At 70.6% G+C, this 20,515-nt stretch carries 13 protein-coding genes; 4 read left to right on the top strand and 9 right to left on the bottom strand.

The annotated features are described in order from the left end of the window. The first annotated feature begins 180 nt into the window (after positions 1–180). Positions 181–1,497: an ROK family protein gene (locus CCN42_RS06300; protein ID WP_422641249.1), complete on the top strand. Its 1,317-nt coding sequence runs from the start codon at positions 181–183 to the stop codon at positions 1,495–1,497. A gap of 6 nt (positions 1,498–1,503) precedes the next feature. On the opposite strand, the gene CCN42_RS06295 is transcribed toward CCN42_RS06300, so the two are convergent. The 5 genes from CCN42_RS06295 to CCN42_RS06275 all read right to left on the bottom strand — a co-directional run bounded on the left by CCN42_RS06295 (position 1,504) and on the right by CCN42_RS06275 (position 10,648). Further along, positions 1,504–3,984, bottom strand: coding sequence for a glycoside hydrolase family 3 C-terminal domain-containing protein (locus CCN42_RS06295; protein ID WP_422641248.1), 2,481 nt, complete (start codon positions 3,982–3,984; stop codon positions 1,504–1,506). A gap of 99 nt (positions 3,985–4,083) precedes the next feature. Continuing rightward, positions 4,084–5,160 carry a DUF1996 domain-containing protein gene (locus CCN42_RS06290; protein WP_086733601.1) on the bottom strand — a complete coding sequence of 359 codons (1,077 nt, stop codon included), beginning with the start codon at positions 5,158–5,160 and terminating at the stop codon, positions 4,084–4,086. Positions 5,161–5,245: 85 nt separating this feature from the next. Continuing rightward, positions 5,246–7,417, bottom strand: coding sequence for a discoidin domain-containing protein (locus CCN42_RS06285; RefSeq protein WP_086733599.1), 2,172 nt, complete (start codon positions 7,415–7,417; stop codon positions 5,246–5,248). Between the two features lie 264 nt (positions 7,418–7,681). Continuing rightward, entirely contained in the window at positions 7,682–9,877 is a 2,196-nt protein-coding gene (locus CCN42_RS06280; protein ID WP_086733597.1) for a discoidin domain-containing protein, read from the bottom strand. A gap of 252 nt (positions 9,878–10,129) precedes the next feature. Continuing rightward, complete coding sequence (locus CCN42_RS06275) at positions 10,130–10,648, bottom strand: helix-turn-helix domain-containing protein (RefSeq protein WP_086733595.1); 519 nt, start codon at positions 10,646–10,648, stop codon at positions 10,130–10,132. A gap of 176 nt (positions 10,649–10,824) precedes the next feature. On the opposite strand from CCN42_RS06275, the gene CCN42_RS06270 reads away from it, so the two are divergent. Both CCN42_RS06270 and CCN42_RS06265 read left to right on the top strand, forming a co-directional pair. Continuing rightward, entirely contained in the window at positions 10,825–11,277 is a 453-nt protein-coding gene (locus CCN42_RS06270) for a YbaK/EbsC family protein (RefSeq protein WP_245877169.1), read from the top strand. Then, a complete protein-coding gene (locus CCN42_RS06265) occupies positions 11,274–12,053 on the top strand; it encodes an SDR family NAD(P)-dependent oxidoreductase (RefSeq protein ID WP_086733591.1) in 780 nt (259 codons plus the stop codon). The genes CCN42_RS06270 and CCN42_RS06265 overlap by 4 nt, the downstream gene beginning before the upstream one ends. Before the next feature lie 94 nt (positions 12,054–12,147). Here the strand turns inward: CCN42_RS06265 and CCN42_RS06260 are convergent, their stop codons facing one another. Together CCN42_RS06260 and CCN42_RS06255 are read right to left on the bottom strand one after the other, a co-directional pair. Further along, on the bottom strand, positions 12,148–13,899 hold the full coding sequence (locus CCN42_RS06260) for a ThuA domain-containing protein (RefSeq protein WP_086733589.1): 1,752 nt from the start codon (positions 13,897–13,899) through the stop codon (positions 12,148–12,150). 16 nt (positions 13,900–13,915) lie between these two features. Further along, entirely contained in the window at positions 13,916–16,765 is a 2,850-nt protein-coding gene (locus tag CCN42_RS06255) for a PQQ-dependent sugar dehydrogenase (RefSeq protein WP_086733587.1), read from the bottom strand. A gap of 436 nt (positions 16,766–17,201) precedes the next feature. Between CCN42_RS06255 and CCN42_RS06250 the strand changes: the two genes are divergently transcribed. Continuing rightward, positions 17,202–18,926, top strand: coding sequence for a discoidin domain-containing protein (locus CCN42_RS06250; protein WP_086733586.1), 1,725 nt, complete (start codon positions 17,202–17,204; stop codon positions 18,924–18,926). A gap of 244 nt (positions 18,927–19,170) precedes the next feature. Here the strand turns inward: CCN42_RS06250 and CCN42_RS06245 are convergent, their stop codons facing one another. After that, a complete protein-coding gene (locus tag CCN42_RS06245; protein WP_086733584.1) occupies positions 19,171–19,518 on the bottom strand; it encodes a MerR family transcriptional regulator in 348 nt (115 codons plus the stop codon). Between the two features lie 22 nt (positions 19,519–19,540). After that, positions 19,541–20,482: an aldo/keto reductase gene (locus CCN42_RS06240; RefSeq protein WP_086733582.1), complete on the bottom strand. Its 942-nt coding sequence runs from the start codon at positions 20,480–20,482 to the stop codon at positions 19,541–19,543. Between the last annotated feature and the right edge of the window lie 33 nt (positions 20,483–20,515).

Raw genomic sequence — 20,515 nt, 5'->3', positions numbered from 1 at the left:
GAGGTGGACGGACTTCGCCTGCGGGGAGGGTGCGACACGAGTGACGTCCCGCGTTCGAGCCCTGAAGCACCCCGCCGCTTAATTTACGGTGTGAGTTAAACCTCAAGTGAAGGTCGCGTCAAGGCCTCGGTCCCATGTAAGTTGCGTGCAGGACATCGGAGACGAGGGGGCAGGGTGAAGATGCGCAGCGGCCGTACGGTGCGTGACCTGCGGCGGGAGAACCGCACGGCGGTGTTGCAACGTCTGTATTTCGACGGGCCTCTGAGCCGGTTCTCGCTCGGACCGGTCACCGGGCTGAGCTCGGGCTCGGTGAGCAATGTGGTGTCCGAGCTGGTCGCCGAGGGCCTGGTCGAGGAGGCCGGCAGCGTGGACTCGGCCGGCGGGCGCCCCCGTACGCTCCTGCGCATCAGCGCGCACAGCGGCTACATGATCGGCGTGGACGTCGGTGAGACGCGTGTGCGGATCGAGCTCTTCGACCTGGCGCTCAATGAACTCGCGCGGTTGGAGCGGCCGTTGGCGACCGAGAGTCTGCGACGTGTGGACCGCTACGACGTCGGTGTCGTGCTCGGACACCTCCGCGAAGGCATCCCCGAGGTCCTGAGCCAGGCCGGCATCCCGGCGGAGCGGCTGCTGGGTGTCGGTATCGGCGTGCCGGGCATCGTCGCCGGGGGCACGGAGGACGGCGCCGTGGTGCACGGCCAGACCATCGGCTGGGACGCCGTCCCGCTGGAGCGGCTGCTGCGCGAGTCCCGGCTGCTGCCCGAGACCGTGCCGTACTACATCGACAACGGCGCCAAGACGCTCGGCCAGGCGGAGATGTGGTTCGGGGCCGGGCGAGGTGCGCAGAACGCGGTGGTGGTCCTCTTCGGCTCCGGTGTCGGTGCCTGCGTCGTCGCCGACGACATGCGGGCCGGCATGGCTCTGGAGTGGGGACATCTGACCGTACGGGTACGGGGCAGGCACTGCCGCTGCGGCGCGAAGGGCTGCCTGGAGGCGTACGCCGGCGCCGAGGCCCTCCTTGAGCGGTGGGCGGAGGCGGGCGGGCGGCCACCGGCCGGTTCGGACGAGGAGACCGCGCTCACCGCGATGCTCGCTGCCGCGTACCCCGCCCCCGACGCCGAGGGAACGACCGCACCGGCCGACGCGACCGCTCTGGCCGTCCTGGAGGAGACCGCCGAGTACCTCGGTGCCGGCTTCTCCGACCTGATCAACCTGTTCCAGCCCGAACGCATTCTCGTCGGCGGCTGGGCGGGCCTCCAGCTCGGTCGGCGCTTCCTCGACACGGTGCGTACGTACACCGCGTCGTACTCGCTGAAGTACCCGGCGGCGCGCGTCCAGATCGACCTGGGCACCCTCGGACCGGACGCCGTCACCGTCGGAGCCGCGATCCTGCCGCTCGCCGACTTCTTCGCCCGCGGTGGCCGCCGCACCGAGGCGGACCCGGAACAGCAGAGCCCCGTGTGGCAGACCAGCCTGCGGGAACGGGCGGCGCAATGAGGGACCTCAGCCGGTGAGCGCCCGACGCTCGACCGCCACCTCCCCTTCCCACCGCAGGTCCCCCGCCGACCTGCCCGCCATGAGCCGATACGGCCCAGGCTCCGTGGACCAGGCGCGTTCCTCCTCCGACCAGTGACGCAGGGCGCGGGCCGCCACCTCCACCTCGGCGGTCACCGTCCGGCCCGCCTCAGCCCGGACCGCCGCGTAGCCGGCGAACCAACGTACCGGTCGCTCCACGGCCGACCCCGGCCGGGCCGCGTAGACCTGGACGACCTCCCGCCCGGCGCGGGTCCCCGTGTTGCGGAGGCGTACCCGCACGGTGAACGCGTCGCCCGCCGCGACCCTTGTCGGCGCATCGACCGCTTCGTACTCCCAGGTGGTGTACCCGAGTCCGTGGCCGAACCAGAAGGCCGGTGCTCGGCCGGCCCGCAGCCAGGCCCGATGGCCGATGTGAAGGCCCTCGGCGTAGGGGAGACGCCCCCCTGCGGGTCGCGTACGCGTCACGGGCGTGTCCGTGAGAGACGCGCCCCAGGTCGTGGGGAGCCGCCCGCCGGGCTCCTCCAGCCCGAACAGCACGTCGGCGAGCCCCGCGCCTGCCTCCTGTCCCGGGAACCACGCGAGCAGCACCGCGCCCACGTCCTCCCGCCACGGCAGCTCGACCGGACCGCCACTGTTGACGACCACGACCGTGCGCGGATTGGCCGCGGCCACCGCTCGCACGAGGTCGTCCTGCTGTGCGCCGAGGGACAGGTCACGCCGGTCGTATCCCTCCGTCTCGTCGTGCTCGGTGGTACCGACGACCACGATCGCGACGTCTGCCTCCCGGGCCGCCTCCGCCGCGGCCGCCGTCATGCCCCGCGCATCGGGCTCCGGCGGCGCCGCGGTGACCACGGTGGCGCGCCCGCAGCCGGGGACCAGCTCGCGTCGCGCCACCACGTGCACCGGCCGCTTCGAGGTCAGCATCGCCCGTGCCTCCTGGACCGGCGGACTGACGTGGACGACCGCCGGGTCGTCCGTCTCGCGGGGGAACACGCCGTCCAGGACCGTGAGTCCGTCGACGGCGAGCGTCATCCGGCCGAAGCCTCCGACGCCGAACGTCCACTCTCCCGTCCGCCGCGGCCGCAGCAGAGCGCTGATCTCCACCGTGTGGGCGCCCGGAGGCAGATCCGGTTCGAGCTGGCGGCCCGAGAGGCGGTGCTCCGCGCGCAGTTCCCGACCCGACCCGTCCAGGACGCGCAGCAGCACCCCGGGGGCGCCGGACCTCGGGTCGCTGCACCGGTCGGTGTCGAGCGGGGACGCAGCCAGGCGCGAGGGCGGCGGACCGGGGACATGCACCACCCGGCCACCGCCGCGCAGCCGGGCCCTGATCCCCGCCAGCGGGGTCACCACGCCGGAGGGAAAGACGCCCGCGCTGCCGCCGCCCTGGGTGCGGGGTGACGCGGCATGCGCGCCGATGACCGCGACGGTGGAAAGCTCCGCCGGATCGAGCGGCAGCACGCCTCGGTTGCCGAGCAGGACGGAGCCGGCCGCGACCGCCCGGCGCAGCAGCGCCCTGGTGCCCCGCGAGCGCCGCACCGGCACGCGGTCCCGGCGACGCGGTGTGAAGGCTCCCACCCGGCCGGCGAGCCGGAGCAGTCGTCGCACCTTGTCGTCGACGGCTGCCTCCGGAACCCGGCCGTCCTTCACCGCCTGGACCAGCGCCGTGCCCCAAGGGCTCTGCGGGCCGGGCATCGCCAGGTCGAGGGCGGCGCGGGCCGGCTCCTCGGTCGACCGCAGGGCGCCCCAGTCGGTCACGACGACCCCGTCGAAGCCCCACTCCCCTTTGAGGGGCTCGTCAAGGAGCGGGTGGGACGTCATCGTCCCGCCGTTGACGCCGTTGTAGCCCGCCATGACGAGCCACACGCCCGCCTCGACGGCCGCCTCGAAGGGCGCGAGGTACACCTCGCGCAGGGCCCGCTCGGACACGCGCACGTCGACGGTCAGCCGGCCGGTCTCGGAGTCGTTGGCGACGAGGTGCTTGGCCGTGGCCGCCACGCCATGGGCCTGGATCCCGCGGATCAGCGCGGCGCCGGTGCGGCCCGTCAGTTCCGGATCCTCCGAGAAGCACTCGAAGTGCCGGCCCCCGAGCGGGGTCCGGTGGAGGTTGAGCGTCGGGGCCAGCACCACGTCGACGCCCTTGCGGGCGGCCTCCGCGGCCAGCAGCCCGCCGAGTTCTTCCACCAGGGGCTCGTCCCACATGGCCGCCAGGGCCGAGGCGGACGGAAGCAGCGCGGAGGGGCGTCGCTCGTCCCACGCCTCACCGCGGACGCCGGCCGGCCCGTCCGACATCACCATCTCCCGCAGTCCGATGTCGGCCTCCCCCGCCGTGCGCCACGTCGTCGCGCCGGTGAGCAGCCGTACCTTCTGCTCAAGGGTGAGCTCGGCGATGTGCCGGTCGAGCACCCTGTCGTCCCTGTCCGGGCTCATGTCCCGCCCTTCTTCTCGCAGTTGCTCGGTCCTGGTCCTTACCGGTGGCCGCCGGGCAGGGCGGAGGGCCCGGCCGTCCTCGCGTGAGCGGGAACGGCCGGGCCCGGGTCGTACGGCCGGTCAGGGCAGTCGGTAGTCCGCGTTCAGGACCGCGCCCCGCTCCGGGTGGTACAGGTCGTAGCCGCGCGCGTCACACTGGAATCCGCCCACGATGCAGTGGTCGACCAGCGCCTTGAGGGTGCGCTCCTCCCACGCGTTGAAGAAGTCGTAGTGGAAGGAGTAGCCCCGCCCGCTGGCCAGGCGGACCCGGCTCATGTCGCCGTTGACCGGGAAGGCCATCTTGAACTCGATCATCGGCAGGGCGACCGGGTGGGAGGCCGGGCACATGTTGTCGTTGGTGCCGGGCTTGACGACCGGGTAGGCCATGTGGCTCTTGTGGTCGGGGGTGTCGAGGTACTTGCCGTCCCAGCAACTGGGGGCCTGCATGCGGATGTTGAGCTGTACGTCGGGCCGGCTCGGACAGCTCGCCGGGATGTCGACGTTGAAGAAGCTGTCACCGCATTCCCAGCCCTCGACGAAGCCGCGGTGGCGGCGGAACTCGTCGGCGCTCTGCATCGGATCACCCACGACGAACCGCAGCCCCTTGGGGAACGGCCGCACGCTGGTGTAGTCGGTGACGCCGGCCTTGTAGTAGATGACCTGCGGGCCCACCGGGAGGATCTTCCTGTCCCCGTCGTACAGGGACGGCATCCAGTACGCGGAGCCGTCGGCGGGTGCGAGACACTTGGTGTCGCCGCCGTGGAGCGAGCTGGTCGTGCTGTGCGCGTCGGTCGAGGTGTTGCCCATGAAGGTGTGGTCGTGGGACGTGCCCGGCTGTCCCGGGTACACGATCGGGTCGTCCGGCGCGGTGTGCGTGACGGAGCAGTTGGCCTGGAACTCCTTGTGGTACCGCGGCGGCGGAGTGTGCGTGGACGGTGTGACGCCGGTGACCTGGGGGACGGCCGGTATGTAGCCGTCCCCGTCGGGATCGTCGCCGGACGCCTGGGTCGACACGGCCGTCGTGTGCCCGGTGTGGGCGCCGGCCGGGGCGGGACTTCCGGGATCGGCCGCCGTGGCGACCGTCCCGAGACCGAGGACCGATGCGACGAGCGCGCTGCCGAGAAGGAGCGCGGGGAGTTTTTTCGAACGCCATCTCATGAAGGGCCTCCAGCCCATGGGTGGGGGGATGGTGACCCGGCAGGGGGCTGAGCGCCACCCCCTGCCGGGGGCCTGGCGTGGTGCGTCAGCTGTAGACGCCGAACTCGTGGAGCGAGTAGCCCCAGCCCGTCCCCCTGGCCGTCAGGTGGAGACGGACGTGCCGTGCGGTCGCCGCGACGTCGAGGGTGTCGACGTCACCGTCGCCGGTCGTCGTGGAGTGGACCGTGCGCCAGGTGATTCCGTCGTCGGACACCTGGACCTCGTAGGACTTCGCGTAGGCCGGGTCCCACACCAGCTGGAGCTTGCGGATCCCGGTGGGGGCGCCGAGGTCGACGCGGATCCACTGCGGATCGCTCCAGTCGCTGGCCCAGCGGGTGTCGGCCCTGCCGTCCGTGGCCTTGGCGGGCTCGCAGGGACAGTCGCCGTACGACGCCTGGAAGGAGGAGGCGGTGGTCGGCTTGTTCAGCGCCACGTTGGTACCGGTGACCGGCGGGGCGACGACCTTGACCGACTTCGTCTCGATGCCGGCGTTGCCGCGCCCGTCCTCGGCCTGGATGTACACCTTCCAGACACCCAGCTTCTCGGGCGCGGTGACGGCGAAGGTGCCGTTGCCGGTGGGGCGCCAGCGGGCCTCGACGAGCCGCTTGTCACCGCTCGCATAGTTGCCGCTGAGGAAGACCTTGTACGTGATCGGGTCGCCGTCCGGATCGCGGACGTCGGCGCGCACGCCGAACTCGCCGCCCGCGGGGGCCGAGGAGGCGGGGCTGACGGCCATGTTCGTGATGACCGGGGGCGTGTTGTCGCCGCCGGCCGAACCGGTGTAGGCCCTCTTGACGGCGTAGTACGACAGCCTCTTCAGACCGTCGGGCAGGAGGTTGAACCAGACTCCGCCGAAGTCGTGCTCGACGCCGTAATGGAAGAGTGTGGCGCCGAGCGCGACACCCCGGTGGCCGGTGACGCAGGTCCACGCCTGGGTGTAGCCGTCCGCCTTCTGCACGTCGGTCGGCTCGTCGGGGACGCCGTTGGCGTCGTCGGGCACCTCCCACTCACCGGCGGGCCCGCCCTCGGTGATGATGTAGGGCTTGGTGTAGCCGCCCGCCCCCCAGTCCTCCTGCACATTGCAGATGTCGCCGTAGGAGTTCATCGAGTACAGGTCGAGGTCGGGTGCGTTGCGCTTGTAGTACGGCCACGCGCCCGTCCAGGCGTCGGTCGACGTGACCGGGTGGTCCAGGTCGATCGAGTGGATCTTCTTGGCGACGTCGTTGACGAAAGAGGTGTAGGCGTTGCGCTGGGCCTCGAGTTCGGTGCCGCTGTAGCAGTTCTGCAGACCGAGCACCGATTCGTTGCCGACGTTCCACATCAGCGTGGCCGGGTGCAACTTGTAGGTCTCCACCCACTTCGCGAACTCGGTCAGCATGTTGTTCTTGTACGTCGAGTCGGTCACGTAGTTCACGCAGCCGCCACTGCCCGGGCCGCCGCCCGGCTGGAGCCAGAAGCCGTTGATCACGCGGATGCCGTTGGCCGCCGCCGCGTCCAGCAGCGGCTTGGTGCCGCCGTCGGTGCCCCAGGTGCGGACCGTGTTGACGCCCATCGACTTCACGTCCGGCATGTACCGGGGTGCGTCGGCGATGGCCGGGCCCCAGGTCAGTCCCTTGACGGTGTACGGGTGGCCACCGGCGGTGAGCTGCCAGTTCCCCTGGGAGCCGGTCACCCGCACCGCGCCCGTGGCAGGCGGCGGGGCGTCGTCCGTGTTCCCGTAGACCTGGAACTCCCAGAGGGAGTAGCCGTAGCCCCCGGACCGTTCCGTTCCCAGCATCCGCACGTAACGGCCGGAGCCCGAAATGGCGAGGTCGTCCGTGCCGCCGTCGCCACCGGTCACGGTCCTCAGCGTCCGCCAGTCGGTGCCGTTGTCGGACGCCTGGATCTGGTAGCTCCTGCCGTACGCGGCTTCCCATGTCAGGACGGCCCGACTGAGGTTCGCGCGCCGGCCGAGATCGACCTGGAGCCACTGCGGATCGCTCCACTGGCTGGACCAGCGGGTGCCGGTGAGATTGCCGTCGACGGCCGCCGATGCGGCGTAGGCGTCGCCCTCGTGCGACGAGGAGGTGGCGGTCCTGCCCTGCGACAGCAGGGTGTCGGCCGCCTGGGCGGGCGGGGCGGCGAGGGTGAGCGATGACGCCACCAGCGCGCCGAGTGCCAGCACGGAGAGGCCGGCGTGACGGCGGGTCAGGACAGGGGGCGAGGGGGGTCTGGACACATCTGCTCCTGGCAGGTCGGCGTGCCGGGTGGGGAGCGCTCACCAGGGGGTCCCCGGTCCCCGTTCGGCGCGTGGGGGCGGCGTGCCGCCAGTTGGGAACGGCGCGGCCGCATGGGGGCGTTACGGGGGTGCGGCCCCGGGCGCCCGGTTCAGGCACCGGGCCGCGGGGCCCCCTCCGGGCCGGGGAGCGGGAATGTCACCCGGGCCGGAGGGGAGTCGGTGCCGGCCCACTGCCGGATCACCCGGCGGCCGGCGGACGCCGTGTCAGGGGAAGGACACGAGGGTGGACGGCACGGTCGAGGTTCCCGCGGGGACCGTGGACGCTCCGGTGTCGTTGATGACGTGGTTGTAGTGGCCCATGCCGCCGAGGGACACCACCAGCAGGCTGTGGAACTTCACGCCCGGCTTGACCGGGGTCTTGAAGCCGTGGTGCTGTCGGATGGACGGGTCCACGTTGTAGTTGCAGTAGCTGCCCAGGCCCCACGCCTCGTGGGTGTCGACGGAGTCGTCGACCCGGTACGCGGCGTAGCCCTGGGTGGAGCCGTTCTGGATGGCCGCCTGGTTGGGTGCGTCGTACGCCTTCTCGTTCTGGTAGAAGATCGTGCGGCCGCGCTCGCCGTACCACTCGACGTCGTACTTGTTGAAGTGCTCGACGAAGAGGCCGGTGGCCAGGACGTCGTCGCCGTTGACGCGGACGCCGTAGTCGGCGCGGTTGGTCTCCCAGCCGACGCCCTCGCCGTGGTCGGCGCGCCACACCCAGGTGTGGTCGATGATCGTGTCGTCGCTGTTGACGATCATGCTGGTGGTCGCCTTGCCCGCGCCCGCGCCGCCGATCCGGATGTAGACGTCCTGGACGGTGGTGGGGTTGGCGGCGTGGTCGGCTGACGCTCCTTGCGGGCCGACCTCCAGCAGCGTCGGGGAGTTGACGGGGCCGGCGTCGATGAGGAACCCGGCCAGGCGCACGCCGTCGACGTCGGCGACACGCATCGCGGTCACGCCGTTGTCGGGGATGATCGTTGCCAGGCCGAGGCCCAGGACGATGGTGTTCGCCCGGTCGACGTTGATGGTCTGGTCGACGTGGTAGACGCCCGGGGTGAACAGCAGGTGCAGCCCCTGGGCGAGGGCCTGGTTGATGGTGGCGGCGGTGGCCCCGGGCTTGACGACGTAGAACCGGCTCAGGGGGATCGACTCGCCCTGCGGGGTGCCGCTCGCCCAGGTGGTGCCGCGGGCGCCCGTGCGCTTGGCCGGCGCGAAGACCTTGTACTCGTTGCCGTCCAGGTAGAGGAACGGCTTCTCACGAGAGATGGGGGTGGTGTTCAGGGTCGTGTAGCGGGGTTCGGGGAAGCTGCTCGCCGGGGCGCCCTCGACGCCGGAGAAGACCTGGTTCCAGACGGAGTTGGACCAGCCGCCGATGACACTGTCACGGGTGTACCACTGCTGCTGCGAGTAGTTGCCGACCTGGCCGTCGATCTTGGAGTCGGCGATGTAGCCGCCGCTGGCCCAGCCGTAGCCGTTCGGCGCGAGGTTCAGTCCGCCCTTGACGTGCATACGGCGGAACGACGCGGCCTGGGAGACCGCCCACCGGTTGGTGCCGTTCACCGGGTTCAGTGCCAGGTTCTCGGCCGCCCGCCAGAAGTTCTGCGTGGCGTTGCCGTTGAACCAGCCCGCATCGACCGTCACGTCACCGTTGATGGTCGTGTCGTCGGGCCTCAGGCCGAGACCGGCGATCTGGGTGTAGAAGCCGATCTGGGCGTTGAGGCCGTTGTACGTGCCCGGCTTGAACAGGAACGCGTGCCGGCCGCTGCCGAACTGCGCCGACTCCTGCTGGCGGAACACCTCGTCCAGCTTGGCCTGGATACCCGGCGTCGACGGGTCGAAGACGTGCACGTTCGGGCCGAGGTCTCCCCCGCCGGGCAGTTGCGGCCCCCCGGTACCGCTTTCGCCGTACACCTTGAACTCCCAGAGCGAGTAGCCGTACTGGGTGGCGCGGGCCGTGCCGTACATCCGTATGTAACGGGCCTCGCCCGCCACGGCGATGGTGTCCGTGCCGCCGTCGCCGGTGGTGGTCTGGTAGGCCGTCGACCAGTCGGAGCCGTTGGTGGAGAGCTCGATGCGGTAGCCCTTGCCGTAGGCCACCTCCCAGTCCAGGACGACCTGGCTCACCTTGGTGGTCGCGCCGAGGTCGACGCGGATCCACTGCGGGTCGGAGTGGGCGCTTGACCAGCGGGTGCCGGCGTTGCCGTCGACGGCGTCGGCGGCCGGGGTGCCGCCGTGCTCCTGGCTGGAGGCGGTGACCGGCTTGCCCTGGGAGAGCAGTACGGGCGCGGCCTCGGCTTCCTGGGCGGGCGCGAAGGTGAGAAGGGTGGCGGCGAGAGCGGTGACCACCGCGCCGACGACCCCTCGGCGAACCGGTCTACGGGGTGGCGGAGGCGCGACTGACGGTATGCCAACTACGGTCATGTGGGGGCTCCTTGAAACGAGAACGACACGGGAGAGCGCTCTCCGGAACCTTGCCCGTAACGAGACGGGGCGGTCAAGGATCTGTCATCACTTTTCTTTCATCTTTCATTAAGTGGCAGCCGACCGCCGTCCGACGACCGCGCCCCCGGGCGCCAGATGCGGCCGCACCGAGTTCACCCGGCTGACATACGGACAGGACCGTGCCCTGCCGGACAGCGCCGACCGCTGTCGGCCCAGCGCGCCACCGGCGCTTCACCGCGGGTGGCGCACGACCAGCAGGGCTTCGACGTCTCCTTCGGGTGCGTGATACAGGTGCGGGACGTCAGCGGCCCAACTGCCGTGCATACCCGGGCCGACCAGGGCAGGGTCGGTGAGTCCGCCCACGCGCGCGATGCCGGTGAAGACGATGATGTGCTCCGTCGTTCCGGGGGAATGCGCGGCGGACTCCTGCGCCGCGCCGGAGCGGATGCGCACCCGGTAGGTCTCCGTGACGGAGGTATCGGCTTCGAATCGCTCGACGAGGACGGCGTCGACGGCGTGACCGGAGATCCTGGCGGGAGACGCGAGATCACACAGAACGGTACTCAGAGGCACCTTGAGCGCCGTCGTGAGAGCGTAGAGCGTTTCCAGAGTGGGGTTGCGCCGGCCGCTCTCCAGTTCGGAGAGCGTCCCCTTACCGATCTTGGACCTGCGCGCCAGTTCGGACAGCGACATCCCCCGCGCCTCGCGCAACTCCCGCAGACGCACGCCGACACTGGCGGCCAGACTCATGACGACCCTTCTCTCCTCCGAAGGCGGCCGAGCCGGCTGATCCGGTTGATCCCAGCCGCTGAGGGATCTATCGTTCCACATACAGAACGTTCCATATACGGAACGGGCGATGATGCGACGCTCTGCGAGGGAGTTATATGGCACCCCAGGAAGGCACGCCCCTACCCGTTCGCAGCATGGAGGTGGCCCGCCTGCTCGCTGCGGCCGGCATCGCGGGCCAGGTGCGCGAGCTGACGGAGTCGACGCGCACGGCCGCCGAGGCCGCCGAGGCCCTGGGGTGCGATGTGGGCGCCATCGCCAACAGCCTCGTGTTCCTCTCCGACGATGAGCCCGTACTGGTTCTGACCAGCGGCCGGCATACGGTGGACACCACGGCACTGGCTGCCAGGTGGGGACGTGGCACGCTCCGGCGCGCTTCCCCGGAACAGGTGCGCCAGGCCACCGGGCAGGCGATCGGGGGCGTGGCTCCCGTCGGCCACCCCCAGGCGCTCCCTGCCGTGGTCGACGCGGCCCTGACCGACTACCCCCGGCTCTGGGCTGCCGCCGGGACTCCCCGCACGGTCTTCCCCACCACCGCCGGTGAACTCCTCCGGCTCACGGGCGGGCTGCTGCTCCCCGTCGGACCGTGACCAAAGACTGCGTCGGCCCGGGGAGCGATCTGACCGGGCAGGTCGCGCTGGTCACCGGGGGCTCGACCGGTCTCGGCCGGGCCATCGCGCTGGGTCTGGCGTCCGCCGGATCAGCGGTGGTGGTGGCCGGGCGACGGCGGGAGGCGTGCAGGCGGACAGCGGCGGACATAGCCGCCCGGACCGGCGGTATCGCTGCGGGTGTGTCCTGCGACGTGACCGACGAGGATTCGGTCCACGATCTCGCCCAGGACATCGTCAGCCGGTACGGCCGCCTGGACGTGCTCGTCACCAGCGCCGGAATCCAGGCCCGAGGCGCCCTCGGCGCGCTCGACGCCGCCACGCTGCGGCGCTGCCTGGACGTCAACGTCGTCGGGACCTTCATCGCCTGCCAGGCTGTCGTGCCCGCGATGCGGCAGGCCGGGTACGGCCGCATCGTCACCCTGGCCAGCGCTCTGGGACTGGTCGGTGCCGCGGGCCGGTCAGGCTACGCGGCCAGCAAGGGCGCGGTGGTCCAGCTCACCCGCAGCCTCGGCGCCGAACTCGCAGGTACCGGCATCTGTGTCAACGCGCTGGCTCCCGGCCCCTTTCGCACACCGCTGAACGACGGCGTCGACGACGACCCTCATGTCCGGGACTTCCTCGACCGCCAAGTGCCCATGGGACGCTGGGCCGAGCCCGACGAACTCGTGGGTGCGGCACTGCTGTTGGCCAGTCCAGCGGCGTCCTACCTCACGGGCGCGGTACTGCCGGTCGACGGTGGCTGGACCGCCCACTGACAGCTACCTGCCGTGCCGGTGTGCTGTGTGCCGCCGCCCCAGAACGGCGGCACACGGTCCTGCTCCCCTCAACCGGCCCGCGTCGGCGCGTCCGTCAGGGCAGGGTCCACTTCTGGTTGGGTCCGGTGTGGCAGGTCCACAGGTGGACCGGGGTGCCGTCGTTCCAGGTGCCGCCCGACGCGTCCAGGCACTTGCCGGACTGCGGATTGCGGACCGTGCCGTCGGACTGCGGCGCCCACTTCTGCGCACCCGTGCCGTTGCACGTCCACAACTGGATCCGCGTCCCGTCCGCGCTGCCTCCGCCCGACACGTCCAGGCACTTGCCGAGTGCCTTCAGCGTGCCGTCACCGGGGACCGTCCACTTCTGCGCGCTGCTCCCGCCGCAGGTCCAGAGCTGCACCTTCGTACCGTCGGCCGTCTGAGAGCCGTCGACATCCAGGCACTTGCCGTTGACCCCCTTCACCTCACCGGAGCGGGGGCCGGGCTCTTGGCCTCCGCCCTGCTTGACGCGGATGTTGCGGAAGGACACGTCGTCGCCGTCGCCGTGGTTCTGGATGCCGATATGGCCCTGGCGCAGGCTGCGCGCCGGGTCGGTGTTGGTGAAGTCGTTGATCTTACGGCCGTTGAGGAAGATCTCCAGCCGTTCGCCGGTGACGCGGAGTTCGTACGTGTTCCACTCCCCCGGCGGATTGAGCGCGGCGTCGCGGGCTGCGATGTCGGCGGACCGGAAGCCGTAGACGGCACCGGTGGTGCGATCGGCCGAGTCGGTGGCGTCTATCTGGATCTCGTAGCCGTTGTCCACCGCGGACCAGGGGTCGTCGGAGGCGGGGAAGCCGACGAAGACCCCGGAGTTGTCGTCTCCGGCCGCCTTCCAGTCGAGTTTGAGGGAGTAGTCGCCGGTGAACTCCTTGGCGGAGTACCAGAACACGCCCAGCCCGCCCACGGAGGTGAGAGTGCCGTCCGCGAGGGTGAAGCTCCCCGGACCGGCCTGTTTCCAGCCGGTGGTGGACGAGCCGTCGAACAGGGCCGTGTAGCCGGTCTCGGGGCGGCAGTCGGCGTCGGTCATCCCGGCGGCCCAGCGGATGCCGCCGAGGAGGTGCCGTCGGAAGGCGGGCTCGGTGTACGACTCGTCGGTGTGGCCGCCACCGGTGTAGAAGGCCCGGCCGCCCTGGTAGTCCTTGCACCAGGCGATCGGGTGGTCCCCGGCCATGTTCCCACCCGCGTAGCTGGACTCGTCGAGCGAGGCCAGGACGTGGGCGGTGGTGCGCGGGTTGGTGCGGTAGTTGTACCACTCGTCGGTGCGCTGCCAGCTGCCGCCCAGATGGGCGGTGGCGTCATGCGCCCGGTCCTCCACCTTCACGGTGGCGGACTGAACGGCCGGGTGGGAGTGGAAGAGAGCCCCGGCGAGCCCCGCGTAGAAGGGCCAGTCGTACTCGGTGTCGGCGGCGGCGTGGATACCGACGTATCCGCCGCCGCCCTGGACGTACTGCTCGAAGGCCGTCTGCTGGGCGGCGGTCAGCACGTCTCCCGTCGTCGACAGGAAGACGACCACCTTGTACTGGGCGAGGTTGGCGGTCGTGAAGGCCTGGGCGTCCTCGGTGGCGTCCACGGTGAAGTTGTTCGCCGTGCCCAGGTCGCGCAGGGCGGTGATGCCGTCGTCGATCGACGAGTGGCGGAAACCGGCGGTCTTGGAGAAGACGAGGATCTTGTACGCCGGGTCGGCCGCCGCACGGGCTTCCGCGGTGGAGGGCGGGCTCATCGCCGCGGGCAGGGCCGCGGCCTGCGGGGCCAGGCAGAGCGCGGCGCCGGCGAACAGGCCGAGGGCCGCCTTCAGGTAGGTGCGCATGACGGTCGCCTCCTTTCTACGGCAGGGTCCATTTCTGGTTGGGTCCGGTGGTGCAGGTCCACAGGTGCACGGGGGTGCCGTCGTTCCAGGTGCCGCCCGACGCGTCCAGGCACTTGCCGGACTGCGGGTTGCGGACCGTGCCGTCGGACTGCGGCGCCCACTTCTGCGCACCCGTGCCGTTGCACGTCCACAACTGGATCCTCGTGCCGTCGGCGCTGCCTCCGCCGGAGACATCGAGGCACTTGCCCAGCGCCCTCAGCGTGCCGTCACCCGAGACCGTCCACGTCTGGGCACCGGACCCGTTGCACGTCCACAGCTGCACCTTCGTACCGTCGGCGGTGTTGGCACCGTCCACGTCCAGGCACTTGGCGTCGACCCCCTTCACCGCGCCTGAGCGGGTGCCGCCGCCGGAGACGGTGAAGGAGAACTCGTCGACGTCGAACAGCGAGCCGGTTCCGCCCTTGAAGACGAGGTACAGCGACGTCGTCCCGGCCGGCTGGTTGCCGAGTGTGGCCGTCACGTCCTGGAAGGTCTCCCAGCCGCCGGTCACCGGCACGGACGCCGTGCCGAGCAGGGTGCCGGCCGGGGATCCGGCGCGTACCTCGATGGTGCCGCCGACGCCCGCGGAGGAGACCCGGGCGGTGAGTCGCGTCGCGTTGTCGAGGGCGTACGGCGTGAAGGAGATCCAGTCGCCGTTGTCGATGTGACCGACTGTCTTCCCGCCGTGCGCGGGGGCGTGGGTGACGACCTGGACGCCGGCGGAGGTGCCGTGGTGCTCCGCCTGCCGTTGGGTGGGCTGGGTGATGTGCTGGTCGTGCGCGGTCAGCGCGGGCTGGCCGTTCGCGCCCTTGTCGGTGTACTCGGCGTCGATGACACCGAAGATGTTGGCGTTGGGGTCGTGCTCGCCGTCCGCCAGGGTCTGGAGCGTGCCGGTGCAGCCGGTGGCCGAGGTCTGCGGGTGGCCGTGGCTGTCGTGCCCGACGATGAAGGTGACCTTCACCTTCGAGCAGTCGATCGTGCCGTCCTCGGGGTCGGTGACCGTCACCTTGAAGGGGATCGCGGCGCCGAAGTCGTAGATCCGTCCGTCCGCGGGCAGGTCCAGTCTCACCGTGGGCGCGGTGTTGCCGACCGTGATCTGCACCGAGGCCGTCGCGGATCTGCCGGTGCTGTCCGTGACTTTCAGGGTGGCCGTGTACCGGCCGTTGGCGGTGTACGTGTGGGAGGGGTTGGCGGCGGTGGAGGTGGCACCGTCGCCGAAGGTCCAGGCGTGGCTGATGGCGTCGCCGTCGGGATCGGAGCTGCCGGCCGAGGAGAACGAGACGGTCAGGGGCGCTGTGCCGGAGGTGACGTTCGCCTTGGCCTGGGCGGTCGGGGCGCGGCCACCGGTGACGTGCTCGATGCGGTACAGGGCGGAGTTCTCGTCGCCGCTGAAGTAGCCGGTGCCGTAGTCGAGGACGTACAGGGCGCCGTCCGGACCGAAGGCCATGTCCATCACCTGGGTGCCGCTCCAGGGGAAGGAGTTGATGGACTGCACGGTGCCGTCACCGCCCGCCTCGATGCGCTTGATCCAGCGGCGGCCGAACTCCCCGGCGAAGAAGTCGCCGTCGTACTCCTGCGGGAACTTCACTTCGGAGGTCGAGGCGGCGTCGTAGCGGTAGACCGGGCCGCCCATCGGAGACTCCGAGCCGCCGCCGAACTCCGGTACGGATCCGCCGTCGTAGGGAATCCATGCCGGTTGGGCAGGAGGCAGATCGGTCAGGCCGGTGTTGTTCGGCGAGTTGTTCTTCGGGGCCGCGCAGTTGAACGCGGATCCCGAGGCGCCGGTGGCGAAGTTGTGGTCGACGTACGCGTCGTTGTCGCCGGTGCAGTACGGCCAGCCGTAGTTGCCCGCCTTGGTGATCCGGTTGAACTCCACCTGTCCGGCGGGCCCGCGCGAGGGGCTGGCCGTGCCGGAGTCGGGGCCGTAGTCGCCGAGGTAGACGATTCCCGTGGCCTTGTCGACGCTCATCCGGAAGGGGTTGCGGAAGCCCATCGCGTAGATCTCTGGGCGGGTCTTCGCGGTGCCGGGCGGGAAGAGGTTGCCGCTCGGGACGGAGTACGACCCGTCGGCGTTGACCTTGATGCGCAGGACCTTGCCGCGCAGGTCGTTGGTGTTGCCCGAGGAGCGCTGGGCGTCGTAGGCGGGGTTGCGGGAGGCGCGCTCGTCGATCGGGGTGAAGCCGTCCGAGGCGAACGGGTTGGTGTCGTCGCCCGTGGACAGGTACAGGTTGCCGGCCGCGTCGAAGTCGATGTCGCCGCCGACGTGGCAGCACAGGCCGCGGGAGGCGGGCACGTCCAGGATCTTCTTCTCGCCGGCCAGGTCCAGGGTGCCGTCGGTCCGCAGGACGAACCGGGACAGCCGGTTGACGCCGTCGAAGGGAGCGAAGTCGGCGGCAGTGCCATCGGCCGGGGCGTCACCACCCGGTGTGCCCAGCTTGGGCGCGTAGTAGAGGTAGACGTACCGGTTGGAGGAGAAGCCGGGATCGACGGCGATGCCCTGCAGGCCCTCCTCGTCGTGGCTGTAGACGTCCAGTTTGCCCGCGACGGTGGTGGTCCCCGCCGCGTTCGTCAGCCGGACGGTGCCGTCCCGCGAGGTGTGCAGGACCGACCGGTCCGGCAGCACCGCCAGCGTCATGGGCTCGCCCGTCTCGGCCACGCCCTTGGCGAGCGTGACCTGTTGGAACTCTTCGGCTGCGGCCGGTTCTGCAGTTTCGTGGTCCGGGCCCTGGTGGTGGGCGGAGGCCGGGGACATGGGCAGCAGACAGCCGACGGCACAGGCCGCGGCGGTCAGTAGGTCACGGACACGACTGTGTCTGAGCGGTTTCATGCGCACGGAGGTCTCCCATGAGTGGGGTGGGATGACGACAGGCCTCTTCGGACTGCCACGAGGTGCACAGGCGCGCGCCGTCGCGCCGTCGACCGGTCGCGCTCTATGAGCCGGTCATTTCAAGGAAGTTAGCGGGCTTTGTCGAACTGCGTAACCCGTTCCGCACAAGATCGCGGCGCTTTTCCCACACGCGGGACAAAGTGGCGGCAACCTCCGAGCACGCCCACCGCCTCAGGCGGGACGTGGCTCCGTGCCCCCGGAGATGAGGTGCCCATCAACGAGAGTTGATGACCCCTCAGATGAGGATCACACGTTTTCTCAAGGTGAACGCAAACCCTTGACAGCTCTTGTCGACAGCAGCAGGCTCCCCCTCCAGAGAGCGCTCCCCGACACTCTCGCCCCACCCCCGTCCCTTCGAGGAGCCGCCGTGAGTCCGATGCGCCGCCGCCTGGGCCTGCTCATAGCCCTCGCGGTCACCCTGCTGTCCTTCACCGGCATCCCGGGGCCTCCTCCCGCCCACGCCGCCGACCCTCTGCTCTCCCAGGGCAGACCGGTGACGGTCTCGTCCACGGAAGCCCCGTTCGCCGGCGCCAACGCCGTGGACGGCGATCCCGGCACGCGCTGGTCCAGCGCCTTCGCCGACCCGCAGTGGATCCAGGTCGACCTGGGTGGTTCCGCCAGGATCAGCGAGGTCGCCCTGAACTGGGAAGCCGCCTACGCCAAGGCCTTCCAGGTGCAGGTGTCCGCCGACGCCCGCACCTGGTCCACGGTCCACGAGACCGCCACAGGCACCGGCGGTGATCAGCGGCTGACCGTATCGGGAACCGGCCGGTACGTCCGCGTCCACGGCACGCAGCGAGCCACCCAGTACGGCTACTCCCTGTGGGAGTTCCAGGTGTACGGCACCAAGGACACCGGCGGCGACCCGGATCCGGCCCCCGGCGAGAAGCTCCTCTCCTACGGCAGGACCGGCGCGGCGTCCAGCTCGCAGAACGACGGTCACTGCCGGGAGTGCGGCCCGGCCCGCGCCTTCGACCGCGATCCCACCACCCGCTGGGCGACCAGCCCCACGAACGGCTGGACCGACCCCGGCTGGATCTCCGTCGACCTGGGCGCGACGGCGAAGATCAGCAAGGTGGTGCTCCAGTGGGACCCGGCCTACGCCAAGTCGTTCGAGATCCAGGTCTCACCCGACAACACGAACTGGACCCCGATCCACTCGACCACGACCGGCACCGGGTTCAAGCAGACCCTGGCCGTGTCCGGCACCGGCCGGTACGTCCGCGTGTACGGCACCCAGCGAGCCACCCAGTACGGCTACTCCCTGTGGGAGTTCCAGGTGTACGGCACCGGCGGAGACCCGATCACCCCGCCTCCGCTTCCGTCCGACCCCGCCAACCCGCCCCGGATCGTCTGGCAGGACGAGTTCAACTCCCCCGCGGGTACCAAGCCCGACCCGGCCAAGTGGTCCGCGGACCCCGGCACCGGCCCCAACAACGAGCTGGAGTACTACACCAACCACGACAACGTGAGCATGGACGGCTCGGGCCACCTCGTCATAGAGGCACGCAAGCAGGCCACCCCCGGCACCTCGTGCCCGGCCGACCCCCTCACCGGGAGCGGCACCTGCCAGTACACATCCGCCCGGATCAACACCGGCGACAAGTTCGAGTTCACCTACGGCCGGGTCGAGGCGCGGATCAAGGTGCCCAAGGGCAACGGTCTGTGGCCCGCCTTCTGGATGATGGGCGCCGACTTCCTCGACGGCCGTCCGTGGCCGTACAACGGCGAGATCGACATCATGGAGGTCCTCGGCAAGGACGTGAAGACCTCGTACTCGACCGTCCACGCGCCGGCGTACAACGGCGGCGGCGGGATCGGAGCCCCCTACAGGCTTCCGGGTGACGTCGACTACTCGGACGACTTCCACGTGTGGGCCGCCCACTGGGACAGCAAGGGCATCGTCTACAGCCTCGACGGCCGAACCGTCCTCACCCTCGACAAGGCCCAGATCGAGCAGACGCGCGGTCCGTGGGTCTTCGACCACCCCTTCTACCTGATCCTCAACCTCGCCGTCGGCGGCGACTGGCCCGGCCCGCCCGACGCCTCGACCCCGTTCCCGGCGAAGATGCTGGTGGACTACGTGCGGGTCTACCAATGACACGTCATTCGTGACCGTCACCGGACGAACCTCGTCGGCCGTCACCGGCCGGCCGTGAACCACCTGGCCGGGATCGCTGATCCCGCCACCGGATGCCACGCCCTCGCGATGTCGGTGTCCGGTACCGCGCTCGGCCTGTTCCTCGCGGATGCGCTGAGGAGCCGGCCGCAGGCGGTCTCCATGGGGTGGGCAGGGCGCGAGCTGAGTACGGGACTCCGGGTGAGTACGGGCCGCCTCGCGCCGCTCAGCTGTAGTAGGCGATCTTCTCGTCGAGAACCTCCATGGCCCGGCACAGCGCTGTCACCCGCTGTTCCAGGGCGGCGCGGCGTTCACGGAGGAAGGCGACGCGCTCCTGCGGAGGGTGCTCGGCGCGCAGGATGGCGACGAACCCCCGCAGGTCCGCGATGCCGAGTCCGGCCTCGCGGAAACACGTGACCAGGCCGATCCAGAAGAGGTCGTCCTCGGTGTACTCTCTGCGCCCGCCGGCGGAGCGCTGGATGGGGCCGATGAGTCCTTCGCGCTCGTAGTAGCGCAGTGTGTCGATGGAGACGCCGGTGCGGTCGGCGGCTGCTGCCGGGGTCAGGGTGGTCATGGAGCTCCTTCGGTCGCTGCCGCTACCGCGCCTCGGCGAAGCGCGCCAGGTGCTCGTCGCTGAGCCGGACACGGCGTGCGGCGAGTGCCTGCTCGATGTGCTCCACCCGGCTCGCGCCGACGATGGGATCGATCCCCTGGTTCATCAGCCATGCGAGAACGACCTGGTTCCCAGTGACCGAGAGCTCGTCGGCGACGTCGTCCAGGACCGAGAGCACCCGGGTCGTCCCAGGGTGATCATAGGTTTGCGGGAGCGGCTTGTCGGCGCGCTCGTACGAACCCCATATCAGCGAGCTGTACGACCACACGGCAAGTCCCTCCGACCGTGCGAGGTCCAGGTCCTCGGCGGTGAGCAGGCGGTGGCCGGCCTCCGCGAGGGGGGTGAGCGGACGCGGTTGGATCAGTGAGTGGCGCAGTTGCAGGGCCGTCCACGGTTCCACGCGCTGCTCCCGGGCGAGTGACCTGGCGCGCTCGACGCGCCAGGCGGCATGGTTCGCCGCCCCGATCCGCAGGGCCACTCCCTTCGCGACCAGCTCGCCGAAGGCGCCGACCGTCTCCTCCAGCGGTACGGTGCGGTCCTCGGCGTGCGCCCAGAGCAGATCGACGTGATCGACTCCCAGCCGCCCCAGGCTCTCTTCCACGCCCGCGTGGACCGCACGCGCGGAAAGCCCTTCGGCGCTTCCCGGCCACGAGTGCGCAACGAGCGGGTTGTGCCGGACCTTCGTCGCGATCCGCACCGAGTCACGCACGCCCGGGCGGGCCCGGAGCCACGATCCGATGACGCGTTCGCTGGCGCCGCCGACGCCCCTGGGATCGGCCCAGAACGAATAGCAGTTCGCGGTGTCGAGCCAGACACCCCCGCCGGCGACGAAGGAATCGAGGATGGCGAAAGCCCGATCGGAGTCGACGCGGGTGCCGAAGTCCATGGTCCCGAGGACGATCTGACAGTCAGTGGTGGTGTTCATGCCGCCGATTTTCCGATCTGGAGCGCGCTCCAG

The organism is Streptomyces glaucescens, assembly GCF_002154375.1.
Classification (GTDB): domain Bacteria; phylum Actinomycetota; class Actinomycetes; order Streptomycetales; family Streptomycetaceae; genus Streptomyces; species Streptomyces glaucescens.
Note: the sequence above shows the minus strand (reverse complement) of the source record. Positions and strands in the feature narration are given on the sequence as shown.